This is a genomic window from Flavobacterium sp. Root186 (assembly GCF_001428525.1).
Taxonomy (GTDB): Bacteria; Bacteroidota; Bacteroidia; order Flavobacteriales; family Flavobacteriaceae; genus Flavobacterium.
In genome coordinates this window covers 21,177-37,614 of sequence record NZ_LMHW01000002.1, presented here as the reverse complement: position 1 = coordinate 37,614, position 16,438 = coordinate 21,177, and the positions used below count along the sequence as shown (strand labels likewise).

Below are 16,438 nucleotides of genomic sequence, written 5' to 3'. Positions count from 1 at the left end.
TTATGAAAAACCAAATTTCTATACCAAAATCAAGTCTTGATTTTTTACATCAGCTCAAACAAAACAATAACAAACCTTGGTTTGAAGAGAATAAACCAAAGTATTTAATCGAATTAAATCACATTGAGACCTTTTCAGAAGCACTTCTTCAGGAACTTTCCAAAACAGATGTTTTAGAAACACGTTCCGGAAAAAGAAGCGTATATAGAATTTATCGTGACATTCGTTTTTCTAAAGATAAAACTCCATTTAAAACTTTTTGGGGCGGTAGTTATACCCGTGCTACAAGTGCCCGACGCGGTGGATACTATTTCCATATCGAAAAAGGAAACACTTTTTTTGCCGGTGGTTTCTGGGGACCAAATGCTGCCGATCTAAAACGCATAAGAAGCGAGTTTGCCCACGATCCTGAATCGTTTAAAAAAATATTGAATTCAAAATCTTTTAAAAACACTTTTGGAGCTTTGCAAGGCGAGCAGCTTAAAACGGCACCAAAAGGTTTTGACAAAGATCATGAGGCTATAGATTTACTTCGTTTCAAACAGTATTTAATCATCAAACGATTTAGTGATGATGAAGTTTTGAGTCCGCTATTTTTAGAACAGGCTTTGGAAACCTTCAAAAACATGAGACCTTTTTTCGACTATATGAGCGAAGTGCTTTCGACAGATATAAATGGTGCTTCGGTTTTATAAATACATTTCAACACAAAAATAAAACCCGGCAGATTTTAAAAACCTGTCGGGTTTGTTGCATTTAATCAAACGTTATTTACTTAGCAGCAAAATCTCATTTACAACAACTTCGGTAACATATCTTTTTTCTCCATTTTTGTCATCGTAGCTTCTGTGTGTTAATTTCCCGTCGACAGCGACTTCTTTTCCTTTCACTACAAATTTCTCGATGATTTCGGCTGTTTTTCCTCAGGCTGTAACTCGGTGCCATTCGGTTTGTTCTACTTTTTCACCTTTATCATTTTTGTAAATCTCATTTGTTGCGATACTCAAATGAGCCAGTTTTTTTCCGTTTTCTAATGTTCTAATTTCAGGATTCTGTCCTACGTTACCAATTAGTTGTACTCTGTTTTTCATTGCATTCATGGCGTATACTATTTAAATGTTCATATAAAAATTCGCTGATTAATTTCAACGAGACAAAGGTGCGGCCGTTCTCCTAAAATATTCGGTTGCAAACTATTTACTTTCGGTTGTAATTATTTGTAAGCGTTTGTAAATGGAAATTATTTTTGCTATATTTGAGATAAATCGTACATATATGCAGACAGAAATTAAAAAAGTAGAGTTACGAAACCTTGCATTTGAAGATTACAAGCAATTGAAAAATTCAATGGTAGAATCGTATCCTGAAATGGCCAATAATTATTGGAGATCAAACGATATAAAAAAATTACTCAAAATATTTCCCGAAGGACAATTAGTAATCTTAGTCGATGGAGTCGTTGTGGGCTCGGCATTATCGCTTATTGTCGATGAAAAACTAGTCGACAAAAGACACAATTACAGACAAATTGTTGGTGATTATTCTTTTTCAACTCATAATCCCAACGGCGAAATTTTATACGGAATCGATGTTTTCATTCATCCAAACTATCGCGGACTTCGTTTGGGCCGACGCCTTTATGATGCCCGTAAAGAACTTTGCGAACAATTAAATTTAAAAGCTATTGTTTTTGCAGGCAGAATTCCGAATTACAATCAACATTCTGGCAAGTTTACTCCAAGAAATTATATTGAAAAAGTAAAAGACAAAGAACTTCATGATCCTGTTCTTTCTTTTCAGTTAAGCAATGATTTTCACGTTCTGCGTATCATCAAAAATTATTTGGAAGGTGACGAAGAATCAAAAGAATTTGCAGTTCTTTTGGAATGGAACAACGTTTATTATGATGAAAGTCCGAAATTAATTAATTCTGAAAAAAGTATTATTCGACTGGGATTAATTCAATGGCAGATGCGTCAGCTCAATAATGTTGAAGCGCTTTTTGAACAGGCCGAATTTTTTATCGATGTTGTTTCCGGTTACGGAAGTGATTTTGCATTATTTCCTGAACTTTTCACGGCGCCTTTAATGGCTGATTTCAATCATTTATCTGAAGCCGAAGCAATTCGGGAATTAGCCAGACATTCAGATCCAATCAGAAAGCGCTTTCAGGAATTTGCTATTTCGTACAACATCAATATTATAACCGGAAGTATGCCGCACCTGGAAAATGGTGTTTTGTATAACGTTGGTTTTTTATGCAAAAGAGACGGAACTTCTGAGATGTATTATAAAATCCACATCACCCCAAATGAAGTACATCATTGGGGAATGAAAGGCGGATCTGAGTTCAAAACTTATGATACAGACTGCGGTAAAATTGGAATCTTAATTTGCTACGATGTCGAATTCCCGGAACTTTCAAGATTATTGGCAGATGAAGGAATGAATATTCTTTTTGTTCCGTTTTTGACCGATACTCAAAATGCGTATACCCGAGTTAAACACTGCTCACAGGCACGCGCGATCGAAAACGAATGTTATGTTGCCATTGCCGGCTGCGTTGGAAATCTTCCAAAAGTAAATAATATGGATATTCAATATGCACAGGCTTCGGTTTTTACACCTTCAGATTTTGCTTTTCCAAGTAACGGAATCAAAGCAGAAGCAACTCCAAATACTGAAATGACGCTGATTGTAGATGTCGATTTAGACTTATTGAAAAATCTTCATGAACATGGAAGTGTGCGAATTTTAAAGGATAGACGAAACGATTTATATCAAATTAAAAAAACGTAATCGATGAGAACATGCCTTGAATGTGCGGAAAAACTTGTGGGCCGTGAGGATAAAAAGTTTTGTTCAGACAATTGTCGAAATGCCTACAACAATAAAATAAATAAAGACAGCAACAATTTCATGCGAAATGTAAACAACAAATTACGAAAAAATTACCGTATTTTGTCAGAGCTAAATGTTGACGGAAAATCAAAAGCAACTAGGGAGAAAATGATTAATAAAGGTTTTGATTTTGATTTCTTTACTAATATCTTGCAAACCAAAACAGGGAATACCTACTATTTCTTGTATGACCAAGGATATAGGTCTTTGGACAATGATTATTATATGCTTGTTAAAAAAGAAATTTAGTTATTCATCATGAGAAAAAACCCCACCTCGATTCTGGCAGTTGTCTTAATTCTAGCCATTTTAGGTATCATTTATGCCACAATGATGCCGCAGTATATATCTAAAAATGACGAGGCACTGGCTGATTTTTCTACTGAACGGGCTTTAAATCAAGTCGAAATTATCGCTCAGAAACCGCATTATGTGGGTTCGACAAATCATGAGTTGGTAGCTAATTATCTTAAACTGGAGCTAAACAGAATTGGATTAGAAACAAGCGTTCAGGAAGGTTTTACTCTTAATGATAAAGGACTTTTAGTAAAATCTAAAAATATTCTTGCCAGAATTAAAGGAACAAATAGTTCAAAAGCACTTTTATTACTTTCTCATTATGACAGTGCACCGCATTCTTTTTCAAAAGGTGCGAGCGATGACGCATCTGGTGTTGCAACAATACTAGAAGGAATCAGAGCATTTTTATATGCTAAAGAACCTCAAAAAAATGATATTATTATTCTTTTTTCAGATGCTGAAGAATTAGGCTTAAATGGGGCCGCACTTTTTGTAAACAAGCATCCTTGGGCAAAAGACGTAGGTTTGGTTTTAAATTTTGAAGCAAGAGGAACTTCCGGGCCAAGTTATATGCTGATGGAAACCAACAAAGGAAACCAAGCACTCGTTCAGGAATTTACAAAAGCAAAAGCATCTTACCCCGTTTCAAACTCATTGATGTACAGCATTTATAAAATGCTTCCAAATGATACCGACTTAACCGTTTTTAGAGAACAGGGAAATATTCAGGGGTTTAATTTCGCTTTTATCGACGGACATTACAATTATCACACACAGCAGGACGATGTTCAGCATTTAAACAAAATGACTTTGGCGCATCAAGGTTCTTATTTGATGCCTTTGTTAAGATACTTTGCAAATGCAGACTTAAACCAAACGGCTTCAACAGAAGATTATGTTTATTTCAGTGCTCCGTTTTCTTTCATCAGTTATCCTTTTTCGTGGGTAATGCCAATGACTTTAATCGCTTTTGGTTTGTTGGTTCTTTTCATGTTTATCGGAAAAGCCAAAAGAATGATCACTTTTAGAGAAATATTTAAAGGATTCGTTCCGCTTTTAGGGTCATTAATTATAGCCGGTTTAGTTACCTTTTTAGGATGGAAAATCATTTTAGAAATCTATCCGCAGTATTCTGATCTCTTAAATGGATTTACATACAACGGTCACGCTTATATTGGTGCATTTGTAACCTTAAGCATTGCAATTTGTTTCGCTTTTTACCATCATTTTTCTGATGCAAAAATTACGATGAATCATTTTGTAGCGCCTTTGCTGCTTTGGATCGTAATAAATGGATTTTTAGCCAATAGTTTAACCGGAGCCGGATTCTTGATTATTCCTGTTTATTTCGGAATTCTTTTATTCGGAATCTTCGTTTTTACACAGCACTACAGTTTGGGTATAAATTTAATTTTCAGTATTCCTGCTTTAGCTATTATTGCACCGTTTATTGTCATGTTTCCAATTGGCTTAGGATTAAAAATACTTTTTGGAAGTGCTGTTTTAACCGTTCTTCTCTTCGGATTATTACTGCCAATATTCAATACTTTTGTTAAAAAAGGCGCATGGATTATGGTTTTCTTTGCTGCATCGATTGGATTCTTTATATACGCAGGATATCATTCAGGATATGAACACGGAAAAGCAAAATCAAACAGTTTACTTTATGTTTATAATGCAAATACCAACTCAGCACTTTGGGCAACTTATGATGTAAATCTTGACGACTGGACTAAATCATATTTGGGTCAGAAAAACCAAAAAGCTGTAGGTTTAAACAGTCTTCCTATTGCAAGCAAATACAATTCTGCTTTTACATACAGCGCAATTGCTCCTGTAGTCGATATTCCAAAACCTACTATTTCTTTCTTAAAAGACAGTGTTGTGGGTAATAACAGATATATCAAAATCCAAATAACGTCAAATAGAAAAGTAAACCGTTACGATATCTATGCAAACCCAAAAATGACTTTTTACAACTTTAAAGCAAACGGCGTTTCAACTTCTGGCGAAAAAACAAATCGTTTAGAACGAGACGGAATGCGCGTTCTGTGTTATTATGTTGTAGGAAACGAACCGCTTGTTATGGATTTCTACATCAATAAATCATCTATTTTTGATATGGATTTAATTGAAAGCTCATTCGACTTGATGACAAATCCGTTATTGAAAGTGAATCCGAGAAGCGACTGGATGATGCCAACACCATTTGTTTTAAATGATGCGGTTATGATTCAGCAAAAAATCAAGAGATATACAGCTCCGGTAAATCCGCCAATACAACCTGCTCCGGTTCAGGATAGCACTGTAATTGCAAAAGACAGTTTAAAACCGGTTGTAAAACCAGAGTAGTAAACTATGGAAGGTCCAGATTTAACAACATTATTCCTTTTACTATTTGTTTTATGCTGTATGATGTATAGATCATTGAACTCTAAAAAAAGTTTTTCAAAAAAAGACTTTTTCCTTCAATATGATTCTATTAATCAAACGATTTACTTGCTAATTGGAATTATAATCGTAACAGTAGTAATAATAAAACGATTGACAGATCTTTACATATAAATAAAAGGCAGACTTAATAAGTCTGCCTTTCTTTTTAACAGGCACATTCAATTTTTAAACCTGCTTTGTTTCCTTTTACACCTTCCGTTGCATATCCGTCAAACTTCCACCACTCTATTCCGCCAATTAATTCTTTTACTTTAAATCCTAATTTTGTCATATTCAAAGCTCCTTTAGTCGAAGCGTTACAGCCAATTCCGTCGCAATACGTAACATACAAAATATCTTTATCTAAATGTTTTGTTGTTTCTGCCGACATTTCGCGATGCGGAATATTAATCGCATTCGGAATATGTTCTGCTTCAAACCCAAAAACTTTTCTGGCATCAAGCGCAATTACTTTTTCACTATTATTTAAAGCATCAAATAAATCAGACGGATCCATTTCGAATGTTAATTTATGCTCATAAAATTTAATTTGATCTTCCATTTTAATGTCGTTTAATGATTTTGTTTTTTCAAAAGTAGCAGCTCATATCATGTCATAAAAACGAAAAGAATTCATGAACCGCATTACTTTTTTTCATGCAAAAGGCAGTCTAAAATTTTGTTCCTTTGTACTTAAATCTCAAAAAATGGAAATACGTCACCTAAAATTGATAAAAGCAATTGTTGAAGAAGGAAGCATTACAAAAGCTATTGACAAACTTCATTTGACACAATCGGCTTTGAGTCATCAGCTCAAAGAAGCAGAATATCAATTGGGTACAGCCATTTTTTTAAGAACCAACAAAAAACTGGTTCTCACAAAGGCCGGCGAAAAAATCTATGAATTGGCCAATGAAATTCTGGATAAACTTTCGCAGGCGCAAACACAGATCAAACAAATGGTTTATGGCGAATATGGCGAAATCAGAATCAGCACCGAATGTTTCTCAAGTTATCACTGGCTTCCGCCGGTTTTAAAACAGTTTCATCTTTTATATCCTAATGTTGAACTGAAAATTATTACCGAAGCAACCCATATTCCGCTGCAAAAACTTTTAGAAAATACCATTGACATTGCCATTGTAAGTGATACGATTAAAGACAATCATATAAAATATACCGAACTTTTTCAGGACGAAGTAGTTATGGCAGTTTCAGAAAATCATCCTTGGGCAGATAAAAAATATGTTGTTGCCGAAGATTTCATCAATGAACATTTAATAATTCATTCCCTTCCGATGGAAACGGTTACGATTCATCAGTTTGTTTTGGCTCCAGCCAAAGTAACGCCGAAAAAGGTAACACCGCTTCCACTAACAGAAGCTTCTCTTGAAATGGTAAAAGCCGATATGGGCGTTATGTCGATGGCAAAATGGGCATTACAGCCACATTTAAAGAATAATCCAATAAAAGCGGTAAAAGTGGGCAAAAACGGCTTAAAACGTAAACATTTCATCGCAACGAGAGCAAACGAAACGTATCCCGATTATTTTCAGCATTTTATTAATTTTCTTCAAAACGAAATTAACCTACAATGGAATATACAATAAGAAATTGCGAAATAGCCGATTTACCCAAATTAGTCGTTTTATGCCAAAAACATGCAGAATTTGAGAAAGCCGATTACAATTCACAAGGAAAAGAAGAAGGTTTAAAAGAAGCTTTATTTAGTGAAAACCCTAAATTATTTTGTTTAGTTGTTGCAACTGACAATGATATTGTGGGTTATGTTTCTTATAATTTTACTTACTCAACCTGGAGCGCTGGTGGTTTTATTTATATGGATTGTTTGTTTCTAGAAGAAGAAGCTCGAAATTTTGGAATTGGAGAAGTTCTAATTAACAAATTAAAACAAATCGGAAAAGAAAAAAACTGCGTCAACATGCAATGGCGAACGCCACAATTTAATGAAAGAGCTATTAAATTCTATCACAGAATTGGCGCAAAAGGAAAAGACAAAGTTTGCTTTTTTCTGGATTTGTAATAATCTGAAAATTTAATCTCGCAAAGTCGTAAAAACGCAAAGTTTTTTATTTATAGCCACAGCTTAAAAGATTAAAATGATTTTAAAATCTGCTTAAATCTGTTGAATCTGCGTGAAACAAAAAAACCTTTGAATCTTTTGTACCTTTGAGTCTTTGAACCTCAAAAAAGAAATGAAACAAATAAGCATATTAGGCTGCGGGTGGCTCGGACTGCCTTTAGCTAAAAAACTAATCGAAAAAGGAAATTCGATAAACGGATCAACAACTTCTGAAAGTAAACTTTCTATTTTAGAAAATGCCGGGATAAATCCATTTTTGGTTATCGTTGAAAGCGAAAATGTATCAGAAAAGATTACTGATTTTTTAGCCGAAAGCGAAATCCTGATTATTGACATCCCGCCAAAATTGCGAACTGTTTCATCCGAGTCTAACAAAATTTTTATTCAGAAAATCGAAAACCTAATTCCGTTTATTGAGAAATCAAGTGTTTCGAAAGTTCTTTTTGTGAGTTCAACTTCAGTTTATGGAGATGAAAACGAATTTATTACTGAAGAAACAACCCCAAATCCGGAAACCCAAAGTGGTAAACAATTAGTTTTAGCAGAAGCAATCCTTCAAAAAAATCAAAATTTTGAAACTACAATTCTACGCTTTGGCGGATTAATTGGTGAAGACCGACATCCGGTAAAATTTTTAGCGGGAAAAGAAAATCTAGAAAATCCAGATGCTCCAATAAACTTAATTCATCAAAATGACTGTATTTCAATTATTGAAGAAATCATAAACCAATCAAAATGGAATGAAGTTTTTAATGCCGCTGCGCCTTTTCATCCATCAAGAGAACAATATTATACTCAAAAAGCAAAAGAACAAAACTTAGTTTTACCAAAATTCAGTTCTGAAAACTCAAATATCAAGAAAACTATTTCAAGCGAAAAAATCGAAAATATTTTAAACTATAACTTTAATTTGGAAGATTACTAGAATTTCAAATATCAGGCTGAGCGAAGTCGAAGCCATTTCCTTTTTTGTAAGCCTTCAACTTCGCTCAGGATGACAACAGCGCAAACTTTGTGATCTTCAAACAACAAAAACTTAAATTACTTACAGAACTTATATGGTTTAAAAAAAACTTTGCGAACTTTGCGATACCTTCGCGTCTTTGCGGTAAAAAACTTTACGGTTAAAACTATGGAAACAGTTTATGTTAATTCACCTTTAGGAATCACCAAAATAGTTGGAGATGAACATGGTATTGCTGTAATCTCCGTTTCTGATGTTGGGACAAATGAAGTTTCAAAGAAAATACCAAAAGTTTTAAAAGATGCCGTTTCGCAGCTTGAAGAATATTTCGAAGGAAAAAGAACCGATTTCGATTTAAAACTAAATCCAAAAGGCACTGAATTTCAGCAGAAAGTCTGGAAAGCATTACTGGAAATTCCGTACGGAAAAACGGTAAGTTATATGGATCAAACCAAAAAACTGGGCGATATAAAAGCAATTCGTGCTGTAGCATCTGCAAATGGTAAAAATCCGCTTTGGATTGTCGTTCCCTGCCACAGAGTTATCGGAACAGATGGTTCATTAACGGGTTACGCCGGTGGATTGTCACGTAAAAAATGGCTTCTCGAACACGAAAGTCCTTCTACACAGCAAAGTTTATTTTAAACACAAATTTCACAGATTTTCACGAATTAAAATTATAGTTTTATATTTACAAAACATTAAACTCTGTGTGATCATTTTACTCAAAACCATTCGTGGTAATTGGTATAACCCGTGTTTAAATTAAAACTATGATTGAAAAAATAAATCTCAACAACATTTTATTTCTTGATATAGAAACCGTTCCGGAAGAGGAAAACTTCAATTCTCTTGATACAGAAATGCAGTCGCTTTGGGACTTAAAAACGCAGTATCAGCGAAAAGATGATTTTACACCGGAAGAATTCTACGATCGCGCCGGAATTTGGGCGGAATTCGGAAAGATTATTTGTATTTCTGTTGGCTATTTTACAATCAAAGGCGACGTTAGAAATTTCAGGGTGACTTCTTTTTTTGGAGAAGAAAAAAAGATCCTGAAAGACTTTAATAATCTGCTGAACAATCATTTTAATCAATCTCAGCATATTTTATGCGGACATAATGCAAAAGAATTTGATCTTCCGTTTATAGCACGCCGTATGATTATAAATCAAATTGCAATTCCCGACAAGCTGAATTTATTCGGTAAAAAACCTTGGGAAATTGCACATCTTGATACTTTAGAATTATGGAAGTTTGGCGATTACAAACATTTTACGTCGCTAAAACTATTGACAAAAATTCTCGGAGTTCCATCGCCAAAAGGTGATATCGACGGCAGTCAGGTCGCACACGTTTATTATGTTGAAAAAGACATAGACAGAATTATAACATATTGTGAAAAAGACACAATCGCTGTAGCACAGATTTTCCTTCGCTTACGACGTGAAGATTTATTGATTGATGACGAAATTATTCATGTATAGTTTTTTTTGAGGTACAAAGGAGCAAAGGCTCAGAGGGACAAAGGTTTCTTTAATGAACTTATATTTCTTATATGTTTTAATAAAAAGTTTGAAAGATGACACATTCGGAAATTTCACATCATCGTCTTGTTTCACAGAAGCTGTATAAAACAGACAAATGTTCTCCTCAAGAAATTGTACATCATTTTGGTGCGATGCAGGCTCAGGATTATGCAATGGCAAAATGGGCAGTTGGTTCCCGATGCGATTCATCAGAAAAAGAAATTGAAGAGGCTGTAAACTCGGCACAAATAATAAGAACTCATATTTTACGACCAACCTGGCATTTCGTTTCTTCAGAAGATATTTATTGGATGCTCGATATTGCCGGACCTCAAGTAAAAAGAATGACTATATCCGGAGCTAAAAAATTTGGTTTTGATGCTAAAAAACTAGATCAGGCCAATAATTCCATCGAAAAGCTGTTATCTGGAAATAATCATTTGACCCGGGATGAAATTATGCAGGAACTTGGTATCAAAAAAACTTCAAAAGAAGATTTTCTAAGCGCAGCCATTATGATGCATGCTGAGCAAGACGGTTTGGTTTGCAACGGAAAAATGAAAGGCAAAAAAATCACTTATGCTTTGCTCGAAGAGCGAGTTAAAAAACCTAAAACACAATTAACAAAAGAAGAAGGTTTGGCAAAATTAGCCAAACGCTATTTTGAAAGTCACGGTCCCGCAACATTACTTGATTTTTCGTGGTGGTCTGGTTTTCCGCCTACTATCTGCAAAAAAACCATTGATGCAATTAAGTTGCAATTATATTTTTTTGAAGTTGAAAACCAAACTTATTATTTTGTAAATCAAAACATTGATAAAGACAACTTAAAGAAAAACATTTACTTTCTTCCTTCTTTCGATGAAATTTTGATTTCGTATAAAACCAGAGAGGCTTCTATTCTATTAGAAGACCATCCTAAAACTTTTACCAACAATGGCATCTTTAAACCCATAATTATCGAAAACGGAAAAGTTATTGGAACCTGGAAAAGAACGATAAAAAAAGATCACACAAAAGTTGAAACGGAATTTTTTAATGAAACCGAAGATTCTAAAAAACAAATTCTCTTTGAAGGAATTAAGGCTTTTGAAAACTACTTAGAAACTAAAATTGTTATCGAATAATTTAAAATTTCACTAAAAGTCTGCACTTTCTTAGAAATACTTCTCCTTTCAGGAATAAAATCTTTGTGCATATTCTACCTAAATAATTACATTTACAAAAAAATAGCATTATGGTATTAAGTAGATTTTGGTTAGTTATTTTTATTTCTTCAATTGTTTTTATTGTAGTCAGTTTATTTACTGCCAATACTTATACGATTGATTCTGTTTTAAATGGAAAGAAAGACGATCCTGTTTTAGTCTCTGAAAAATACATTCATGAACTTCCGGCTTTTCTTAAAGACAGTATAAAAAAAGCACCGGATCAAACCATGATTATCAACCGTGACACGCTTAATGCCGACACGACTTATGTTTACAAAAGCAAAACCGTAAAAATATACAGCGGCCTTCAAAAATCGGATGGTTTATTACCAACTTGTAAAAGTACTTTGGTTGATTTAATTCTGCCGCTTATTGCGTATTTGGCTTTCTTCTGTGGATTAATGGAACTTTTAATTGTTTCCGGAGCTTCTGGAAACCTGGCTAAAGTATTGAGTCCTGTTTTTGTAAAAGTGTTTCCGAGTATTCCTAAAAATCATCCTTCAATATCCTATATGACTTTAAACTTTGCTGCCAATTTCTTGGGATTGGATTCGGCTGCAACACCTTTTGGACTTAAGGCCATGGAAAGTTTACAGGAAATAAATCCGGACAAAGACAAAGCGAGCGATGCGCAAATCATGTTTATGTGTCTTCATGCTTCAGGGTTAACTTTAATTGCAACATCAATTATTGGATATCGCGCTGCTGCAAATGCGAGTAATCCCGCAGATGTTATGCTGCCTTGTATTATTACTTCTTTCATCGGAACTATTGCTGCATTTTTAATTGTGGGAATTAAACAAAAAATCAATTTCAAGAGTGCTTCTCTTCTTATCGTCTTAATGGGATTAATAGCCGCCATTGTTGGTTTGCTGATGTATGTTAATCATTTAGACTTAATTGGAAAAAATTACTTTACTTCTAATCTTTCGGGATTAATTTTAATTGCAATTATTGCTTTTACTTTGATTTTTTCATTCAAAAATGAAAAGAAATTCAGCGAAGCAAATACAACCGTTTTTGACACTTTTGTTGTTGGTGCTAATAATGGTGTTAAAACCGGAGTAACTATTTTTCCTTATGTATTGGGAATGTTGGTTGCTATTTCTCTATTCAGAAATAGTGGTTTATTTGAAATTATCAGTGACGGAATTGCTTTTGTTTTTTCGAATATGGGAGTAAGTAAAGAAATTACTAACGCCTTACCTGTAGCGATGCTTCGCCCTTTTAGTTCTGCCGGTTCCCGCGGATTCTTAATTGATTCGATGAATACTTTTGGAGCCGATTCTTTAACGGCGAGACTGAGCAGTATTTTTCAATGCAGCGCCGAAAGTACTTTTTATGTAATTGCAGTTTATTTTGGTTCGGTTAATATCAAAAATACCCGTTATGCTTTAGGTACTATGCTTTTAGTGGATCTTATTTGTGTGATTACGGCTATTTTTGTGGCAACCTGGTTTTTTTAAAAATCAAAAATATAACGCTCCATTTCTTTAGATCGGATTGAAATCCGATTCTTCTCTTTACACATAAACTGGACTGAAGTCCAGCCCTACAATATGGTTTGAGCCGTTGGCTCATTTCCAGTTCTTGAAGAACTTTTTATTTGTAGAGCTGGGCTTCAGTCCATTTCTATAATTAAGCAAAAATACTGATTCTACATAAAGTTCCGCAGGAACGATTTATTTTGTGGGGCTGGACTGGACTGAAGTCCAGCCCTACAATATGGTTTGAGCCGTTGGCTCATTTCCAGTTCTTGAAGAACCGTTTATTTGTAGAGCTGGGCTTCAGTCCAGTTCAATAATTAAGCAAAAATACTGATTCTACATAAAGTTCCGCAGGAACGATTTATTTTGTAGGGCTGGACTTCAGTCCAGTTTAAATATATAAATGAGAGTTTGTATTTTTTGTAAGAAAATTTATATTTTTATAGCAAATTTTAATTGTTGTAATAAAATGTCAAATACCTTTCATCAAGTTTATATACAAGTCGTTTTTGCAGTTAAGCACAGAGAAGCACTAATCACAACTGAATGTAAATCTAAAATATTAAGTATAATAGGAAATTTAATAAATGAAACAGGCTGTAAAACCATAATAGTAAATGGGACCGAAGATCATGTTCATTGTCTTCTAGGGCTTAAACCAACCGTTTCTGTTTCCGATTTGATGAAGGTTGTAAAAGGGAAATCATCAAAATACATCAATGATAATAAATTGACAAAATGCAAATTTGAATGGCAGGAAGGTTATGGCGTCTTTTCATATAGCAAATCTCACATTGATACTGTCTATAAATATATTGCCAATCAAGAAGAGCATCATAAAAAGCAAAATTTTAAAGATGAATATTCTTCTTTTTTAAATAAATACGATGCTAAATTTGATGAACGATGCATTTTTGAAAATTTAATATAATACATTCTATATAAACTGGACTGAAGTCCAGCCCTACAATATGATTACAGCCGTTGGCTTTTTTTTCATCAGTTCCGCAGGAACGATTTATTTTGTAGAGCTGGACTTCAGTCCAGTTTAAATAGGATTTAAATTATGAATACACGCCCCTTATTCAAATTCTTTCTTAGGTAAATAATTTCTAACTTTGTAAAAAAACAAAGAAATGATTGATTTTATATACCAGGATCCTTACCCTATTTTAAAGGATGATACACAGTACCGCAAAATCACCTCTGATTTTGTAAAAGTGGAACAATTTGGAGAACGCGAAGTTTTAACCGTTGATCCAAAAGGCTTAGAATTACTGGCTGAAGAAGCTTTAACCGATGTTTCGTTCATGCTTAGAACGACACATTTGCAAAAACTAAGAAACATTCTTGATGATCCTGAAGCAACAGATAACGATCGTTTTGTGGCATACAATTTACTTCAAAACGCTTCGGTTGCGGCTGAAGGACAATTACCAAGCTGTCAGGATACCGGAACAGCGATTGTAATGGCTAAAAAAGGCGAAAGCATCTTTACGGGTGTTGATGATGCTGAATGGCTAAGCCGTGGTATTTTCAATACGTACCAAAAACGTAATTTACGTTATTCTCAAATCGTTCCGATTTCGATGTTTGAAGAGAAAAATTCAGGATCGAATCTTCCGGCACAAATTGATATTTATGCTAAAAAAGGAACTTCATATGAATTTCTTTTTATGGCAAAAGGCGGTGGCTCTGCAAATAAGACTTACTTATATCAACAGACCAAATCGTTATTAAACGATAAATCTATGGACGCTTTTGTAAGGGCGAAAATCAAAGATTTAGGAACTTCGGCTTGTCCTCCTTATCACTTAGCTTTAGTTATTGGCGGAACTTCTGCGGAAGCAAACTTAAGTGCCGTTAAAAAAGCGTCTGCAGGATATTATGATCACCTGCCGACTTCAGGAAATATGGCGGGTCAGGCATTTCGTGACTTAGAATGGGAAGAACGTGTTCAAAAAATCTGTCAGGAAAGTGAAATTGGAGCTCAGTTTGGAGGAAAATATTTCACACACGATGTTCGTGTAATTCGTTTACCGCGTCACGCAGCTTCATGTCCGGTTGGATTAGGAGTTTCTTGTTCTGCCGATAGAAATATAAAAGGAAAAATCACTAAAGACGGAATCTTCGTTGAACAGTTAGAAGTAAATCCTAAACAATTTTTACCAGAAACAGCTCCGCATTTAGAAGCGCCGGTTGAAATTGATTTAGATCAGCCAATGGCGGATATTTTGGCAAAACTATCTCAATATCCTATCAAAACGCGTTTAAAACTAAACGGAACTGTAATTGTTGCCCGTGATATTGCCCACGCAAAAATCAAAGAATTATTGGATGCCGGAAAACCAATGCCGGAATACTTTAAAAATCACCCTGTTTATTATGCAGGTCCGGCAAAAACTCCGGAAGGAATGGCTTCGGGAAGTTTTGGACCAACAACTGCTGGGCGTATGGACGTTTATGTGGATGAATTCCAAAAACATGGCGGAAGTATGATTATGCTTGCCAAAGGAAATCGTACTAAACAAGTTACGGATGCCTGCAGCAAATACGGTGGATTCTATTTAGGTTCTATTGGAGGTCCGGCTGCTATTTTGGCACAAGATAATATCTTAAAAGTTGAAGTTGTTGATTTTGAAGAGTTAGGAATGGAAGCGGTTCGTAAAATCACCGTAAAAGATTTCCCTGCTTTTATTATCACCGATGACAAAGGAAATGATTTCTTTGAAAATTTATGATTTTTTAGTCGCTAAGGTACTAAGGTGCTGAGTTGCTAAGTTTTTTAAACACAAAACCGCCTAAAAGGCGGTTTTTTCATTCTTATAAATTATTTTATTTGTGGCTTCGCTACTTTGCGAGATTAAAACTGCGTGCTTTGCGAAAATCTTAGCGTACTTTGCGGTTAAAACCTAAGCACTTTTATCTTCTTTTTCAAAAGCTATAAAATGCGAGACCTCTCCTTTCAAATTATAAATTGGAGTGGCATCTACACTGCATTTATAAGACCTGCCGTCTTTTTTATAGTTTTGGACTGTTTTCTTAAAAGGTTCTTTCAATTTTATGGCTTCCTGAATTTCTTTTAAAACCGCTTTACAAGTTGCCGGACCCTGAAACATTTTAGGAGTTTTGCCTAAAACTTCATCTTCTTTATATCCCGTCATTCTTTTGATTCTGTTTGATGCAAAGACAATTTTTAAATCTAAATCGGTAATAAGAACTACTTCGTCTTTGATCCTTTCTTCGATTTTAAGGTTTTTATCATTCCAGGTAAATTGATTTGAGATTTTATTTACCTTTTTCATATCGGCAAAAACCGCCTTCAATTCATTTAAATACTCATAATGAAGATCTAAGGCCAAAATAGGCAACCAAGTCCGGTTTGCTGAATCTTCAGAGCTATTCTTTTTCATATTAAATGAATTTTAGAAATCTTTTCTCTCAAACTTACAACTAAAGTTACAAAATAAATTACGGGAAAACCTCATTTAGTAAAATTTTACTAAAAT

General features: G+C 34.4%; 15 protein-coding genes and 1 pseudogene. 13 read left to right on the top strand and 3 right to left on the bottom strand.

Annotation, left to right across the window (positions count from 1 at the left end):
• The first annotated feature begins 2 nt into the window (after positions 1 to 2).
• Positions 3 to 695, top strand: a complete 693-nt coding sequence (locus ASD98_RS02465) for a DUF2461 domain-containing protein (RefSeq protein ID WP_056199734.1) — start codon at positions 3 to 5, stop codon at positions 693 to 695.
• Between the two features lie 72 nt (positions 696 to 767).
• Here the strand turns inward: ASD98_RS02465 and ASD98_RS02460 are convergent.
• Positions 768 to 1,100 (bottom strand): annotated as a pseudogene (locus tag ASD98_RS02460) (single-stranded DNA-binding protein).
• A gap of 175 nt (positions 1,101 to 1,275) precedes the next feature.
• Here ASD98_RS02460 and ASD98_RS02455 point away from each other — a divergent pair.
• The 3 genes from ASD98_RS02455 to ASD98_RS02445 are packed head-to-tail and all read left to right on the top strand — an operon-like array spanning position 1,276 to position 5,553.
• Positions 1,276 to 2,799, top strand: a complete 1,524-nt coding sequence (locus ASD98_RS02455; RefSeq protein WP_056199905.1) for a carbon-nitrogen hydrolase family protein — start codon at positions 1,276 to 1,278, stop codon at positions 2,797 to 2,799.
• Positions 2,800 to 2,802: 3 nt separating this feature from the next.
• Positions 2,803 to 3,150 (top strand): hypothetical protein, encoded by a 348-nt coding sequence (locus ASD98_RS02450; RefSeq protein WP_056199732.1) that lies wholly within the window; start codon positions 2,803 to 2,805, stop codon positions 3,148 to 3,150.
• A gap of 9 nt (positions 3,151 to 3,159) precedes the next feature.
• Positions 3,160 to 5,553, top strand: a complete 2,394-nt coding sequence (locus tag ASD98_RS02445) for a M28 family peptidase (RefSeq protein ID WP_082577780.1) — start codon at positions 3,160 to 3,162, stop codon at positions 5,551 to 5,553.
• Between the two features lie 247 nt (positions 5,554 to 5,800).
• On the opposite strand, the gene ASD98_RS02440 is transcribed toward ASD98_RS02445, so the two are convergent.
• Positions 5,801 to 6,196 carry a rhodanese-like domain-containing protein gene (locus ASD98_RS02440; RefSeq protein WP_056199730.1) on the bottom strand — a complete coding sequence of 132 codons (396 nt, stop codon included), beginning with the start codon at positions 6,194 to 6,196 and terminating at the stop codon, positions 5,801 to 5,803.
• A 145-nt stretch (positions 6,197 to 6,341) separates the two neighbouring features.
• Here ASD98_RS02440 and ASD98_RS02435 point away from each other — a divergent pair, with 145 nt between their 5' ends.
• The 9 genes from ASD98_RS02435 (at position 6,342) to ASD98_RS02395 (ending at position 15,670) form a co-directional block, all read left to right on the top strand.
• Positions 6,342 to 7,244 carry a LysR family transcriptional regulator gene (locus ASD98_RS02435; protein ID WP_056199728.1) on the top strand — a complete coding sequence of 301 codons (903 nt, stop codon included), beginning with the start codon at positions 6,342 to 6,344 and terminating at the stop codon, positions 7,242 to 7,244.
• Entirely contained in the window at positions 7,229 to 7,678 is a 450-nt protein-coding gene (locus tag ASD98_RS02430) for a GNAT family N-acetyltransferase (RefSeq protein ID WP_056199725.1), read from the top strand. The genes ASD98_RS02435 and ASD98_RS02430 overlap by 16 nt, the downstream gene beginning before the upstream one ends.
• Positions 7,679 to 7,850: 172 nt before the next feature.
• Complete coding sequence (locus ASD98_RS02425; RefSeq protein ID WP_056199722.1) at positions 7,851 to 8,663, top strand: NAD-dependent epimerase/dehydratase family protein; 813 nt, start codon at positions 7,851 to 7,853, stop codon at positions 8,661 to 8,663.
• Between the two features lie 207 nt (positions 8,664 to 8,870).
• On the top strand, positions 8,871 to 9,347 hold the full coding sequence (locus ASD98_RS02420) for a methylated-DNA--[protein]-cysteine S-methyltransferase (protein WP_056199719.1): 477 nt from the start codon (positions 8,871 to 8,873) through the stop codon (positions 9,345 to 9,347).
• A 128-nt stretch (positions 9,348 to 9,475) separates the two neighbouring features.
• Positions 9,476 to 10,189, top strand: a complete 714-nt coding sequence (locus ASD98_RS02415) for a 3'-5' exonuclease (protein ID WP_056199717.1) — start codon at positions 9,476 to 9,478, stop codon at positions 10,187 to 10,189.
• A 95-nt stretch (positions 10,190 to 10,284) separates the two neighbouring features.
• On the top strand, positions 10,285 to 11,358 hold the full coding sequence (locus ASD98_RS02410; RefSeq protein WP_056199714.1) for a winged helix DNA-binding domain-containing protein: 1,074 nt from the start codon (positions 10,285 to 10,287) through the stop codon (positions 11,356 to 11,358).
• A gap of 110 nt (positions 11,359 to 11,468) precedes the next feature.
• Positions 11,469 to 12,908, top strand: a complete 1,440-nt coding sequence (locus ASD98_RS02405) for a nucleoside recognition domain-containing protein (RefSeq protein ID WP_056199711.1) — start codon at positions 11,469 to 11,471, stop codon at positions 12,906 to 12,908.
• 490 nt (positions 12,909 to 13,398) lie between these two features.
• Complete coding sequence (gene tnpA, locus ASD98_RS02400) at positions 13,399 to 13,860, top strand: IS200/IS605 family transposase (protein ID WP_056199901.1); 462 nt, start codon at positions 13,399 to 13,401, stop codon at positions 13,858 to 13,860.
• 205 nt (positions 13,861 to 14,065) lie between these two features.
• Positions 14,066 to 15,670, top strand: a complete 1,605-nt coding sequence (locus tag ASD98_RS02395; RefSeq protein WP_056199710.1) for a fumarate hydratase — start codon at positions 14,066 to 14,068, stop codon at positions 15,668 to 15,670.
• A 171-nt stretch (positions 15,671 to 15,841) separates the two neighbouring features.
• Here the strand turns inward: ASD98_RS02395 and ASD98_RS02390 are convergent, their stop codons facing one another.
• The gene (locus ASD98_RS02390) at positions 15,842 to 16,342 is read right to left on the bottom strand and encodes a PAS domain-containing protein (RefSeq protein WP_056199708.1); all 501 of its coding nucleotides are present in this window, start codon (positions 16,340 to 16,342) and stop codon (positions 15,842 to 15,844) included.
• Positions 16,343 to 16,438: the final 96 nt, after the last annotated feature.